The following is a 13,610-nucleotide window of genomic DNA, read 5'->3' on the forward strand; positions in this document are numbered from 1 at the left end:
AACGGTCTCGGCATGGTGCAACGAAGATCGTATCGACGAAGATGGGCCGCGGCGACGGTGATCGCTGCGCTATTTCTTGGGTTTGGTTTCACGCAGGCGCGTCGGGCGTCCGGGGAGACGCCGCCCGATGATGGCGCGCCTTCCGGCATGGTCGCGTTCGTCGCGGGGGGCGCGTGTCCGCCGGGATGGGTGACCGTGTACGACGTTGCGGGGCGCGTCGTCGTCGGTGCGATCGATCCGGAGAACGTGGGCCTGGAGGTCGGCACGCCGCTCACCGATCGCGAAGAGCGGATGCACGAGCACGCCTATGCGGGCGAGGTCACGCTCGTCGCGAAAAACATCGCCGCGGCGAATGGCGGGAACCACAACGGCGCCGCCGCGGGGACGTATCCCCTCGCGGGCAGCACCGTGAAGGCCGCCTCGGGGCTGCCCTTTCTGCAGATCGCGGGGTGCGTGAAGCCATGAAAACACACGTCACGCTCGTCAGTATGCTTTTCGTCTCCCTCGCGGGTTGCCTCGATGGATATGGCACTGGCTCCGGGGCTCCCATCGCCACGGGCCCGGACCCGCAATCGCTCCGCGGTGACGCTCTTCCCGCCGGCGCCGTCTCGTTTTTCAAAAAGCTCGCCTGCCCCGAGGGATGGAAGCCCTACGAGCCCGCCGTGGGGCGCACGATCGTCGCCGCGAGTGAAACCTTGCCGAGCGGCGAGGCCGTCGGCGAGCCACTTTCGAGCCAGGAAGAACGCGTGCATTCCCACGCGCTCGGGGCGAGCGTCGAAATCCCCGCGGTCTCGTACGTGGGCGCGCCCGGCGGTGGGAATTCCGGTGTGGGGCAGGCCGGGGCCGTCTCGTTCGCCACGACGTCGGACCCGGCGTCCGCCGAGGTCCCCTACGTCCAGCTCCTCGCTTGCAGGAAACACGAGGAGCCCGTCCTGCGGTCGACGCCCCTGCCTTCGCGGATGCTCATGTTTTACGATCTGGAGAAATGCCCCGAGGGCTGGAAGCCTGCCGAAGGCACGGCGGGCAGGCTCCTCGTGGGATTGCCGCAGGACGCGCCCGCAGACCAGCCTTTTGGCGGCGACCCGTTCACGAGCCCGGAGCTCCGCTCCCACGGTCACGCGTTTTCCTCCGCGGTCGAAACCCCCTCGCACGGCATCGGGCTCGCGGGCGGGTGCTGCGGGGACGGATATGCCAAAAAGGGCGCGTACGAGTTTGCGTCGATGACGGAGCCGTCCGAAGTGGACGTTCCGATGCTCGTGCTTCTCCAGTGCGAGAAAGAGTGACGACACGCAAATCAGGGAAACACCCGATAGCCAGGACCGCGCGCCTCGTGCGATGAGTCGATCCCGGGGGAGGGATTCGTGCGCGCAAATCTTGGTTTGACGGTTGGTTCCTCGAAGCCTGTGGAGCGATCGACGCCACGAGGCGCGTCGCTCGCCTTCTGGGGTCTCGGCGTCGATGTGGTCATCGGCGCCGTGGTGATCGCCGGCATCGCGTTCACCACCCTGAAATTGCAGCTCCTCCGGCACGGCTGAAGCCGAAGCGGGCTCAGCGGAGCACGACGTCGAGCGCGTGTGCTTCGAGCAGGCTCGGGACCTCCCATCGCTCGCTCATGCGGCGAATGACGGCCTCGGGCACGCGCGCGGCGCGGGCGCGGTTGCCCGCGAGGAGCGCGCCCCGCGGCGCCTCGACGTAAACGATCCGCACCCGCGCGCCGTAATCGGCCGCGAGCGAGAGCAAGGGGCCGCGCCGCTGCCGGTTGAGGTTCGTCGCATTGTAAACGAACCGCTCGCCGCGCCGCAGGTGGTCGCGCACGCGCTCCTTGCCCGCTTGCACGACGGCGCCCTGGTTCTCGTCGGGATCGATCTCGAGCTCGCTGCGCAGCTCGTCGAGCGACACCACCGGCAGATCCGGGAATCGCTCGCGGACGCAGGTGTCCTTCCCCGCGCCCGGCAGGCCGCACATCATGATCATCTCGCTGCGCGTGTCGTCGTGGACCAGCACGTCGGGCGAGCGCCCCTCGGAGCGGAAGTAGACGACGCGCGTATGATCGGACGGGAAGGCCCGCGGTTTGTCGAAACAACCCTCCTCGGCGCAGAACGCGCGGAAGAGCTCGATGTTGTCGACGATCCGCTGCATGTCCTGGCAGACGCGGCCACGGATGTCCGCCTCGGCGACGAGCGCGAGCAGATCGGCGCGGCACACGAGCGAGATCTCCGCGGCGAGCTTCTGCGCGTCGTCCCGCTCGATCAGGTAAAAGGGGATCTGGTGGTGGCGAATGAGCCCGCAGACCATCTCACGCAGCGAAAACGGCGCGCCGAGCTCCCACAACAGCCGCCGCGCCAGCATCTCGCCGGCGCGGGAATGTCCTTTCGCCGTGATGCGTCCGTCCGGCTCTTCTTTCGTGGTGAACGGCTTCGCCACGTCGTGCAGCAGGCATGCGAGCCAGACGGCCGCTTGATCGTCCGCGGAGAGCGCGCGCCACGCAGGCATCGCCACGAGCGTCTCCAGCACCATGCGCGTGTGAATCCAGACGTTGCCTTCGGCGTGGTGAATAGGGTCCTGCGGGCAGGGCTCGAGCGCACGGACCCATTCGAAGGTCTGCAGCTCGTCCCAGGGCACACGGAAAGCGGGCGGCCGGGGCGGCTCGGTGAGGAGGGAGAGCGTCATGGCGGGACTCGTGAACTGAAAAAAGGAGGGGCGCCACCATAGCACGGGCGAGGGCGGCTGTGCTAGCCTGCGCTGCGCCGTGTCTGCAAAGTACCCGAGGACATTCCACCTCCCGTGGTCGCCGGGCGGGACGTCGGACGACAAGCGCATGTCGGACGTGTCCGCGCTCGTCGGCGCCGAGATCGTCGCCACCGAGAAATGCGACGGCTCGAACCTGACGTACACGCGGAAGAACGTCTTTTCGCGCTCGCACGCGGGCCCGCCCGCGCACCCGAGCTTCGACCTCGCGAAGGCCACGCACGCCCGCATCGGCCACCTCCTCTCCGAGGGGATCTCGGTCTTCTGCGAATACTGTTACGCCGTGCATTCGATCACGTACGACAAGCTCCCCGAGTATTCGCTGGTCTTCGGGGTGCGCGACGACGCGTCCGGCATCTGGTGGGACTGGGACATGGTGACGGCCCAGGCCGGCGACCTCGGCCTGCCGACGGCGCCCGTGCTTTTTCGCGGCGTCGTCTCCTCGGTGGATGAGCTCCGCGCGCTCACGGACCGGCTTTCGCGGGAGCCCTCGACGTTCGGCGGCCCGCGGGAGGGCGTCGTCGTGCGTGTCGCCGCGCAGTTCCTCGATAGCGCGTTTGGCCGATGCGTGGCGAAGTGGGTGCGCAAGGGCCACGTCCAGACGGACGAGCACTGGCTGCACCAGGCGATCGTCCCGCAGCGCCTCGCGCGCTGAAGTTCGTTGCTATCGTTTTCCGCCGAGCTTCGTGAGCTCGGCGCAGAGCGCCTCCCGGGTCGGCCCGAGCTTCTTCTCGTACCACGCGAAATCGTCGTCGGGGCCTTCGCGCAGTTCCGCGAGGAAGTGATTCGCGGCGGCGTAATCGGTGATCTTGCCGGTCTTCGCGACCTGCAAGGCGAAGACCGGCACGCGCAGCGCGTGGAAGGCCTTCTTTCGGGACGGCGCCGGCTCGTCGGCGAAGCGCTTCTTCGCCTTCTGCCAGTCCGCTGTGGATTTCCCGATCGCCGAGGCCGCGAGTTTTTTTCTGTCGAGCGTGTACCGGAACGGTGGGCGGGCCGCCACCAGCACGTGCGCCGGCTGCGCGAAATGGCATTCGAGCGCGAAGACGCTCTGATCGTCGAGGGCATCCTGGAAAGTCGCGACGCCGTGAATGACGACATTCAGGCCCTCGGCGAACGCGAGGTCCTGCCTTTGCCCGGACTTGCCGAGCACCACGAGGAAGTCCTCGTCGGACCCCGGTCCGGCCGTGCCGTACACGCGCGAGCCGACGCGGTACGCCGCGCGGATCTCCGCGCGCGAGATCCGAAGGACGGCGATCAGGCGGCTGAGGACGTCGTCGGACACGATCGCATCTTACAACGGGAGGGTCGCGCTGGAAAGTTCCCACCTGCCGGCATTGCGAAGGGGCCTCGGCGCGAAGAAACGAGTAGCATTCTCGGCGGTTTCGTGATCCAATGAGGACCGTGGTATCCTTCTCCGCCTTCCGCCAGGTTCGGCGCCTCCTCGCGCTCGGAATCGGATCGGTATCGCTCCTGTCGGGATGCTCGCCGGAGGCCCCTCCTGCAAATCCCGACACGGGGCCGAAGATGCCGGAGGGCGGCCTGCTCGACTACCCCGTGGATGCAATCGGCCCGTTCCGGGTCGGCTATCGCTCCTTTCTGCACACGTACCAGCCGAAGGGCGTCGAGGGGCCGCGCGAGATCCGCATCAATCTCTGGTATCCCACGCTCGACGAGGAAGGTACGCCGCCGAAGTATCTGAACGCATTTCCCGACGACGACGTCTTCGAGGGCGCGACCGTCGCGCCGCCGATGGAAGCCGCGGGGTACCCCGTGCACCTGCATTCGCACGGGTATTCGGGGTTCGGTGGGACGAGCTCCGACATGATGCACTGGTTCGCCTCGCACGGCTGGGTCGCGATCGCGCCCGACCACAAGGGCAACACGCTGCCGGAGCACGAGGACACCGTGCCGCTCACCATGAGCTTTCTGCGCTCGATGGACCTCTCCGCGTCGCTCGACGCCGTTGCGGCATTGCCCGCGGAGGATCCGCTCGCGGGCAATTGCCGTACGGATGAGGCGCTCCTCTCCGGCCATAGCTTCGGCGGCCGCACGGCCTGGGCGAGCGGGGGCGCGGTGTACGACCTCGCCGAGATTCAGGCCATGTGCGACGAGGGCACGAGATTCTCCGAGCCATGTACGCCCGAGCAGATCGCCGTCTTCGGCGAGGGGCTCGGGGATTCGCGCGTCAAGGCTGGCATTCCCATGGCGAGCGGCGTCGGGGACGAACCGGGGTGGTTCGGGCTCGACGGATACGACGCCGTGAAGAAGCCCTACATGCAGATGAGCGGGACGCTCGATCCGGTCGGCGCCGAGAACGTATGGGCACGCGTGACCTCGATCGATTTCACGTGGCTCGATTTCGAGGGCGGCTGTCATCAGCTCTTCGCGCTCGGCGGCTGCAAGGAGTTCGAGTCGTACGAGGGCTGGAGGCTCGTCAACACGTATGCCTTTGCGTTCGCGCGCCGGCACATCCTCGGCGATACGAGCGACAAGGTCCAGAAGATCCTCGACGGCACCGAGGTCCTCTCGCCGAAGGTCAAGTTTCAGCACAAATGAGGTGTGCGATGTCATTCCGGGATGAACCTCTCTCAAAGACCTTTTTCTCCCGGGCGCTCCTCCCCGCGGCGCTCGTGGCCTCGCTTGGCGCGTGCAGCGAAGAGGCGCCCCCGCCGAGCGGTGGGCTCGGGCCGCGGCCGCCGATGCCGGAGATCGCCGCGCAGACCGGGGCGCAGCGCCTCACGGTCGCCCAGTATGGCAATGCCATCCGCGACCTCTTCGGCGAGGACATCAACGTACCGACGTCGATCGAGCCCGACGCCCCGCTCGACGGCTTCGTGACGCTCGGCTCCTCGGTCAGCACGATTTCCTCGCGCGGCGTCGAGAAATACGAGAAGGCCGCGTTCGCGATTGCGGAGCAGGTCGTGGCGGACCCCGCGCGGAAAGCCTCGGTCCTGCCGTGTACACCCGCGGGAGCGAACGACCTCGATTGCGCGAAAAAGTTCGCCGCCTCGCTCGGGCGTCACGTCTACCGCCGGCCGCTCACCGCCGCGGAGGTCGATCGGCTGGGCGGGGTGCTCGTGCAGGCGGCGGCCACGCTCGGCAGCTTCGACAAGGGGATCGAGTTTGCCCTCGCGGCGATGCTCCAGTCGCCGAATTTCCTCTATCGCCCCCAGGTCGGCGAGCCGGATCCGAAGAACCCGGGCAAGCGCCGGTACACCAGCCTCGAAATGGCCTCGAAGCTATCGTTTTTCCTGTGGAACAGCATCCCGGACGAGGAGCTGCTCGCGGCGGCCGAGGCGGGAAAGCTCGTCGAGGACGAGGGGCTCGCGGAGCAGGTCCTGCGCATGATCGAATCGCCGCGGGCGCGGGAAGGCCTGCGGGCGTTCGTCACGGATTGGCTGCACCTCGGCGATCTCGACGCGCTCTCGAAGGATCCCACGATCTTCACCTATTACAGCCCCGAGGTCGGCCCAGCCGCGCGCGAGGAGACGCTGCGCGTCTTCGAGCACCTCGTCTTCGAACTCGACGCCGATTACCGCGACGTCTTCCTCACGCGGACGACCTTCGTCAACCCGAAACTCGCCTCTATGTACGCCGTGCCCGCGCCGACGGACGAGGGGTTCGGCAAGGTGGTGTTCCCCGCAGATTCGCCGCGCATCGGCCTCCTTGGGCACATCAGCATCCTCGCTTTGCATTCGCATCCGCGGTCCACGTCGGCCACGCTCCGCGGCAAGTTCGTCCGCGAGGATTTGCTCTGTGACGGCATTCCGCCGCCGCCCGTCAACGTGAACACGGGCTTGCCGGATCCGTCGACGGAGGCGCGGACCCTGCGCGAGCGCATCGCGCAGCACAACACCGATCCCACCTGCCGGGCTTGCCACATGCTCATGGATCCCATTGGCCTCGGCCTCGAAAACTTCGACGGGATCGGCCGTTTCCGCATGAAGGAGACCGACGCGGTCATCGATCCGTCGGGCAACCTCGACGGCGTGCCTTTCGCGAACGCGCGCGAGCTCGCCCTGCGCATTCACGACAACGACAAGGTCGCGCCTTGTTTCGTGCGCAAGCTCTACTCGTATGCGACGGCGTTCGAGCCGGCGAAGGAGGAGAGCGCCGCGATCAATGCCCTCACGTACGATTTCCGCGCGGCGGGTCATCGCGTGAAGTCGCTTCTCTCGTTCATCGCGAAGAGCCCGGGTTTCCGGCTCTCGCACGAGCCTTGACCACCGGTGACGAAGGGGATCATGCCATGAAGCGGACCAAGCTCAGCCGAAGGACGATGCTCCGGGGCATGCTCGGGGGCGCGGCGGTCGCCATCGGGCTGCCGGCGCTCGAGATTTTTCTCAACGCGAACGGGACGGCCTATGCCCAAGGCGACGCCCTGCCGAAGCGATTCGGGATCTTTTTCTGGGGCAATGGCACCCTTCCCGATTTCTGGGTGCCCAAAGGAACGGGGCCGACCTGGGAGCCGTCTCCCACGCTCGCACCTCTCGCCGAGGTGAAGGACAAGGTCTCGGTCATTTCCGGCATGAAGGTGTACACCGGGAACACGGTGCCGCATTTTTCGGGATCGGCGGGCATCCTCTCGGGCGCGACGCCGCTCAGCAATGGCACCGAGCTCGCCACGTTCACGCAGCCGAGCATCGACCAGGTGATCGCCGAGGCCGTCGGGCAGGATACGCGTTTCCGCTCGCTCGAATTCGCCGTCCAGCCCGGCGGACGGAGCCTCTCGTACACCGCGCCCCATAGCGTGAACCCGCCGGAAAACTCGCCTGCGGCGCTCTTCCAGCGTGTCTTCGTGGACGGGTTCGTCATGCCGGGCAGCACGCCGATGCCGGATCCGCGGCTGCCGTTGCGGCAGAGCATCCTCGACGGGATCACGGAGGAAGCCGCCGCGCTCCAGCAGGTCCTCGGACAAACCGACAAAGAGCGCCTGGAAAAACACCTCGACGGCATCCGGGCGCTGGAGAAACAGATCGAGAAACTCCAGCAGAATCCGCCGAGCCTCGCGGCGTGTATGGTGCCGCAAAAGCCGCTCGACGCGTATCCGGACGTGGACGGTCGGCCGCCGATGTCCGAGATTTCGCGCGCGATGGTGGATATCCTCGTCATGGCGCTTGCCTGCGACCAGACGCGTGTGTTCAGCCAGTGGTTCTCGAGCCCCGTCGGCAATCCGCTTTATCCGGGGGCGACCGCCGGGCATCACCAGCTCACCCACGACGAGGCCGGTGAACAACCGCAGGTGCAGAGCATCTTGCTCTACATCATGTCCGAGTTCGCCTACCTCGTGAAGGCGCTCGGCGCCGTCCCCGAGGGCGACAGCACGCTGCTCGAACATTGCGCGATCCTCGGGACGAGTGATTGCTCGTACGGCAAATCGCACCTGCTCGAAGAGTATCCGATCCTCGTGGCGGGGAGCTGCAACGGGGCGCTCAAGACAGGGCTGCATTATCGGTCCCCGTCGGCCGAGAACGCGAGCAAGGTGCTCCTCTCGCTCGCGCGAGGGATGGGGATGACGCTGGACAGCTTCGGCCAGGGCGATGCGCGTGTGACCTCCAGCTTGACGGCGATCGAGGTATGAAGACGAAAAGTTTTTCCGGGCTCCTGCCTATGCTTTGTCTCGGCCTCTTTCTCGCCGGATGCGGCGAGGAGGAGGGGTCGGGGACCGCGTCTTGCGAGACCGGCGAGACGTACGCCGCCATTACCACGAAGCTCGCCTTTGCGCGCCTGGTATCGCCGACCGTGGCGCCCGGCTTCGATCTCGACGGGCGGACGAGCGACGGGACCGACTCCCTCTCCTGCGGAAAGGCGGATTTCGTCGATTCCGAGGGGCATGGCGGCGTGGATAACCAGCTCGCGCCGCTCGTCCCGGAGGTGGAGAAATTCGTCGGCGACGCGATCGACGGGCTTTTGCAAGGGTCAATCAACGACGGGCAGCTCGTCATCCTCATGGAGATGGAGAACGTCGACGATTTCAAGAACGACGCCTGCGTGAACCTCGCCGTGCAGGTCGGCGTGAAGAAGCGGCCGACCCTCGGCACGGACGGCATCATCGAGTCCTACCAGACGTTCGAGCCCGACCCGACCGCGACGCGCAGCTACGTCAGGAATGCGCGGATCGAAAACGGCGTGCTCGAAACCGGCCCGTTTGCCCTCGCGATCCCGCTTGCCATTTTCGACGTCGCCTTCACGCTGAACGTGCAGGACGCGCGGTTCCGTTTTTCGATCGACGAGGAGCTCAAGCTCAGGGGCTATCTCGGCGGCGGCGTCTTGCCGCAGGAGATCCTCGACGGCGTGGCGGACGGCGATGGGCTCGAGGATCTGCTCCCGCAGATCAAGGTGCTGCTCGAAGCGAACACGGACCTCGCATACAACGAGGACACCGGCAAATGCGAGCAGCTCTCGGCGACGCTCGATGTCGAGGGCGTGCCGGCGTTCCTACGCCGCTGACGTGTCGCGCGCGGGCGAACGTGACCTCCGCGCGCGTGCCTCCGCACGGCGCCGCGTGTTCGTCCACCATCGGCCTTTCGCCTCGGCGCCGCTGCCGATATGCTGGCGCGATGCGAATCCCTTTGCGAACCCTTGGGAAGGTCGCCTTGGCCCTCGCGCTCTCGGCCCTCGCGGGCTGTGGGGATGACGAGGGCGGCACGACCACGACCGGCGGCGAGGTGCCGCGCAAGCCCATGTTCCTCGTCGCGAATAGCCGCGGCGACAACGTGCTTCGATTCGAGCAGGACACGGGCGCGCTCGTTGATGTTTTCATCCCGAAAGGCACGGGTGGCCTCTTTCACCCCGACTCCATGACGCTCGGCCCCGAGGGGGACCTTTACATCGCGAGCGGCGATACGCCCGAGACTTCTGCGGTCCTGCGGTTCGATTCCTCGACGGGCGCGTTTTACGGCGAGTTTGCGAACGGCGGGGGCCTCCACCGTCCTTATGGCATCGCCTTCGGGCCGGACGGGCGGCTTTACGTGGCGAGCTTCCTGACCGATCAGATCCTGCGATACGACGGGAAAACGGGCGATTTCATCGACGTCTTCAAAGAGGGCGATGGGATGCCCGGCGGCCTGAACGGGCCGAATGGCCTGCTCTTCGGGCCCGATGAAAAACTCTACGTCACGACCCAGGGCTCCGTCGCCGAGAACGGGACGCCCATGTTTCCGGGGCTCCCGAGCCAGGTCTTGCGGATCGATGTCACGACGGGCGAGATGGTGGTCTTTGCCGACCAGCCCGCGCTCTCCGACGCCGGGCACGGTTACATCAGCCTGCTCGGCCTCGCCTACGGGCCGGATTGCAATGCGGGGCTCTGTGAGCTCTACGTCAGCGATTTCGCGAATGACATCCGGCGCTACGATTTCACGATGGGGACCTTGCTCGGCACGATCGCCACGAACTACACGGGCAGCTCGCCGAGCGGCAATTACCTCGGCGGCCTGAGCTTCGGCGACGGCGGGCGTATCTTCACCGTGGGCTTCGACGTGGACGACACGAAGGGCAACCCGGGGACGGTGCTGCGCTTCGAAGCCGATGGGACGCCTGTGCCCGCGTCGGGGCAGTCGGGCGCGGTGCTGGTGAAGGCGGATGCGAGGCTCGCGCGGCCGATCGGGATCCTCGCGCTGCCCTGAAAAATGCTAAAAGGGGCGGCGATGTCCGAAGCCGCCCTCGCGCCCGCCTCCTCCGCGCTCGCCGACGCGCTGGCGATCGCCCGGTATCACATCGTGCTCGTGGCCATGACCGCGTGCGTCGTCTTCGGCTGGCTCATGACGGGCCGCTACCTGCCGCTCGTCGCGCTCGTCGTGGGCCTCGACTGGTTCCTCATCAACCTGATGAACCGGATCACCGACATCGACGAGGACCTCAAGAACGGAATCCGCGGCACCGAGCGCGTCGCGCGCCAGAAGCGCCTGCTCACCGTGGGCTCCGTGGTGCTCATGGGCGGGTCGTTCGTCGCGACGCACCTGGTTTGGCCGGGGCTCACGCCGTTCCGGATCGCGGTCCAGGTCATCGGGCTCGCGTACAATTACAACATCGTCCCCACGCTGCGCGGCTTCTCCCGGCTGAAGGAGATCTACTTCCTCAAGAACTTCGGCTCGTCGGTCCTCTTCGTCCTCACGTGTTTCGTGTATCCCCTCGTCACGAGCCCCGGCGCGCGCGTGATGCCCTGGAGCGGGATCGTTTGTCTTGCGTTGTTTTTCGTTCCCTTCGAGCTGACGTACGAGATTCTTTACGACATGCGTGATCTGGAAGGGGATCGGCAGGAAGGTATCCCCACGTATCCGGTGGTGCATGGGCCCCACCGCGCGCGGCAGATCATCGATGGGCTGCTCGTCGGGGCGGCTGGCATTCTCGTCGCCGGAATCGTCGCTGGCGCGATCGGCCTCCGCGAGGGCTTGATGCTGGTCGCGCCCGCGACGCAGCTCGCCTTTTATCGGCCGCGGTACCGTCGGGGCCTCACGTCGCACGATTGTATCGTGCTCACGCACCTCGGGACGGCGCAGCTCGTGTTTTACCTCGTGGGCACCACGATCTGGCAACGGGCGGGCATGCCAGCGAACGTGTTTCTCTGATTCGGACGTCCGGTCACCGGGACGATAGCTCGGTCGCCGCGAAATAAGGGACCGCCACAATTGCGGTGTGGTGCCAGAGCGGGAGTTCCGTGGGCGCGGTCGAGACGAGGAGCACGAAAAAGAGGCCGGCCGCGACCATGCGCGGCAACGCGACGGAGAGCGGAATGGCGCCGCCGCGCCGGCGCGCGAAGACGATGGACGCGAGCACAACTACGCCGATGACCGAGAGTCCCCAAAGCGAAGCCACGCCGAGCGCGTCCCGCTGCGCCCACCGGAAAAACCCCCACCACGTGATCTGAATGAGCGCGTGCGCGACGAGCGGAGCCGCGACGATCGTGGCGAGCGCACGCCGGAGCCGCCCGTCGCCGGACGAGAGTCGGCCCGACAAGGCGAGGTCCGCGCCAATCGCAAAATACCCCCACCCGAGGATTCCGATGATCGGGACGCCGAGGTGCCCCGCGTCCACCCACGACCAGAGCCCCGCGCGCACCGCGATTACCTCGACGAGCGACGCGTCGAACGCGACGATCGCGAACACCACGAGCGGGCGGAGCCGCTCGATCCGCGGCCACACGCACGCCGCGACCTCCCGGGCCGAGAGGATCACGAGCGGCCAGATGAGCGGCACGAGGATCGGCACCCGATCGAGCCGGACATGCCAGCCCATCGCGTAATGATAATAATCGTAAAGGGCGACGCACGTCTCCTCGCCGATCCACCCGGCGACGGCGAGCGCCGCATAATCGGTCAAGAGATCCGCAGGCGGCCGTCTCCGCGCCATGGCCGCGAGCGCGAGCAGGACGACGGCGACGCAGGCAACCTCGAACACGAGCAAAGGCACGCGCCGACGCTAGCACGCCGCCAGCAGGCTGCTGATAAACTTGCTGCGCGCCCTGGATCGTCGGTCGTCGTCCTCGGAATACGCTTGTATTCCTGCGTCCTCCTCCCTAGCTCCAGGGCGCTCGCTGCGTTTCTCAGCAGCCTGCGAGGTGCGAGGGCCTTCGAGGTCACGACTTCAGCGTGAATACACGGATCCCCTGCTGCCGTCCCCGCACCAGCGCGACGCCGAGGTCCTCGAACGTCACCTCGGGCACGCGCTGCACGGTCTCCTCGCTGACGAGTACGTCGACGCCCTTGTCCTTGGTCATCGCTTCGAGGCGCGAGGTCGTGTTCACCGCGTCGCCGATGACCGTGAACTCGAGCCGGCTGCCGCCGCCGAGGCAGCCCGCCACGACGGTCCCCGAGTGCACGCCGATGCCGATGCGCAGGCCCGCCGAGCGAATGCGGTTCTGCTCGTCGAGCGCGGCGCGAATGCGGCGCACGGCCTCGATGGCGCGGCGCGCGTGGTCGTGCCCGGGCTCGGTCGCGCCGAACACCGCGAGCATGCCGTCGCCCATGAACTTGTCGACGATGCCGCCGCACGCGTGCACCGCCTCGGAGAGCGCGCCCTGAAGATGGTTCAGCATCTCGAAGACGTCGCCGGGCTCCATGCACTCCGAGAGCGAGGTGAAGCCGCGCAGGTCCGTGACGAGCAGCGTCGCCTCCACGGACCGCGGCGCGTCGAGGAGCGAGAGCGGATCCTTCAAGGCCGCGCGCGCGACGCCCGGCAAGAGGCGGTCGAGGAGCAATTGCCCGCGCGTGGCCTCCATCGCGCGTCGCACCTGATCGGCGAGCCAGACGTTGAGCAATCCGATCGCGACGATCGCCACGCCCGAGTAAAGCAGCTGCACGCGCGAGGCATGATCTCCGAGGACGCGGACGAGCAGCACCACGGCGAGCGCCGTCGTCCACGCGGCCGCGCGGCGATCGAAGCGGATGCCGCCCGTCGCGGCGAAGAGGCCACAAGCGAGCGCGGAGACCGCCGCCATCGCGGTCGTGACGCCCATATGCGCGATACGCCCGCCGAGCAGGCCGTCGATGAGGAAGAAGTCGACGACGGGCACGATGAACCAGTACACGCGGCCGTACGGGAGCCGCGTGATCGCGAAGAAGAGCGCGGCCGAGAGGAGCACCCACAGCGCTCCGCCGGTGATGTTCGTCGCAGGTCGCAGGCCCCGGAGCCAAAGCACGACGTCGAGTACGAGCACGAGCGCGTACGCCGACAAGCGAACGACCGCGACGCGCATCTCGTTCCGGCGCGCCTCGCGGTTCAACGCCTCCTTCATCGCGGCGGCGAGCTCGCTCCGGTTCGAGGCGTGGGCCACGGTTCCCATGTCGAACCACCAACGCAAATCGGATCCCGTGCGTCAAGCGTTATTCGTCCGGAACCCTCATTTGCTTCGTCCTTGACCGTCA

The 13,610-nt window shown here is 67.1% G+C and carries 14 protein-coding genes; 10 read left to right on the forward strand and 4 right to left on the reverse strand.

The features are described from left to right. The first annotated feature begins 12 nt into the window (after positions 1–12). The 3 genes from POL67_RS03390 (at position 13) to POL67_RS03400 (ending at position 1,535) form a co-directional block, all read left to right on the forward strand. Entirely contained in the window at positions 13–465 is a 453-nt protein-coding gene (locus POL67_RS03390) for a hypothetical protein (RefSeq protein ID WP_271915564.1), read from the forward strand. Beyond that, complete coding sequence (locus POL67_RS03395; RefSeq protein ID WP_271915565.1) at positions 462–1,283, forward strand: hypothetical protein; 822 nt, start codon at positions 462–464, stop codon at positions 1,281–1,283. The genes POL67_RS03390 and POL67_RS03395 overlap by 4 nt, the downstream gene beginning before the upstream one ends. Before the next feature lie 78 nt (positions 1,284–1,361). Continuing rightward, positions 1,362–1,535 (forward strand): hypothetical protein, encoded by a 174-nt coding sequence (locus tag POL67_RS03400; RefSeq protein ID WP_271915568.1) that lies wholly within the window; start codon positions 1,362–1,364, stop codon positions 1,533–1,535. A gap of 13 nt (positions 1,536–1,548) precedes the next feature. On the opposite strand, the gene POL67_RS03405 is transcribed toward POL67_RS03400, so the two are convergent. Next, positions 1,549–2,670, reverse strand: a complete 1,122-nt coding sequence (locus tag POL67_RS03405) for an AAA family ATPase (protein ID WP_271915570.1) — start codon at positions 2,668–2,670, stop codon at positions 1,549–1,551. A gap of 79 nt (positions 2,671–2,749) precedes the next feature. Between POL67_RS03405 and POL67_RS03410 the strand changes: the two genes are divergently transcribed. Beyond that, the gene (locus tag POL67_RS03410; RefSeq protein ID WP_271915572.1) at positions 2,750–3,403 is read left to right on the forward strand and encodes an RNA ligase family protein; all 654 of its coding nucleotides are present in this window, start codon (positions 2,750–2,752) and stop codon (positions 3,401–3,403) included. Between the two features lie 9 nt (positions 3,404–3,412). Here the strand turns inward: POL67_RS03410 and POL67_RS03415 are convergent, their stop codons facing one another. Then, positions 3,413–4,030, reverse strand: a complete 618-nt coding sequence (locus POL67_RS03415; protein ID WP_271915574.1) for a nucleotidyltransferase domain-containing protein — start codon at positions 4,028–4,030, stop codon at positions 3,413–3,415. Positions 4,031–4,149: 119 nt separating this feature from the next. Here POL67_RS03415 and POL67_RS03420 point away from each other — a divergent pair, with 119 nt between their 5' ends. From POL67_RS03420 to POL67_RS03445, 6 genes are all read left to right on the forward strand, one after another. Continuing rightward, positions 4,150–5,304: an alpha/beta hydrolase family protein gene (locus POL67_RS03420; RefSeq protein WP_271915576.1), complete on the forward strand. Its 1,155-nt coding sequence runs from the start codon at positions 4,150–4,152 to the stop codon at positions 5,302–5,304. Positions 5,305–5,312: 8 nt separating this feature from the next. Beyond that, the gene (locus tag POL67_RS03425; RefSeq protein ID WP_271915578.1) at positions 5,313–6,971 is read left to right on the forward strand and encodes a DUF1592 domain-containing protein; all 1,659 of its coding nucleotides are present in this window, start codon (positions 5,313–5,315) and stop codon (positions 6,969–6,971) included. Between the two features lie 26 nt (positions 6,972–6,997). Beyond that, positions 6,998–8,329 carry a DUF1552 domain-containing protein gene (locus tag POL67_RS03430; RefSeq protein ID WP_271915580.1) on the forward strand — a complete coding sequence of 444 codons (1,332 nt, stop codon included), beginning with the start codon at positions 6,998–7,000 and terminating at the stop codon, positions 8,327–8,329. After that, on the forward strand, positions 8,326–9,198 hold the full coding sequence (locus POL67_RS03435) for a hypothetical protein (RefSeq protein ID WP_271915582.1): 873 nt from the start codon (positions 8,326–8,328) through the stop codon (positions 9,196–9,198). The genes POL67_RS03430 and POL67_RS03435 overlap by 4 nt, the downstream gene beginning before the upstream one ends. Positions 9,199–9,308: 110 nt before the next feature. Next, the gene (locus POL67_RS03440; protein WP_271915584.1) at positions 9,309–10,373 is read left to right on the forward strand and encodes a Vgb family protein; all 1,065 of its coding nucleotides are present in this window, start codon (positions 9,309–9,311) and stop codon (positions 10,371–10,373) included. A 21-nt stretch (positions 10,374–10,394) separates the two neighbouring features. Continuing rightward, the gene (locus POL67_RS03445; RefSeq protein ID WP_271915586.1) at positions 10,395–11,315 is read left to right on the forward strand and encodes a UbiA family prenyltransferase; all 921 of its coding nucleotides are present in this window, start codon (positions 10,395–10,397) and stop codon (positions 11,313–11,315) included. A gap of 13 nt (positions 11,316–11,328) precedes the next feature. Here the strand turns inward: POL67_RS03445 and POL67_RS03450 are convergent, their stop codons facing one another. Continuing rightward, positions 11,329–12,156 carry a hypothetical protein gene (locus tag POL67_RS03450; RefSeq protein ID WP_271915588.1) on the reverse strand — a complete coding sequence of 276 codons (828 nt, stop codon included), beginning with the start codon at positions 12,154–12,156 and terminating at the stop codon, positions 11,329–11,331. Positions 12,157–12,322: 166 nt separating this feature from the next. Next, positions 12,323–13,528, reverse strand: coding sequence for an adenylate/guanylate cyclase domain-containing protein (locus POL67_RS03455; protein WP_271915590.1), 1,206 nt, complete (start codon positions 13,526–13,528; stop codon positions 12,323–12,325). Between the last annotated feature and the right edge of the window lie 82 nt (positions 13,529–13,610).

Source organism: Polyangium mundeleinium, assembly GCF_028369105.1.
GTDB classification, from domain to species: Bacteria; Myxococcota_A; Polyangia; order Polyangiales; family Polyangiaceae; genus Polyangium; species Polyangium mundeleinium.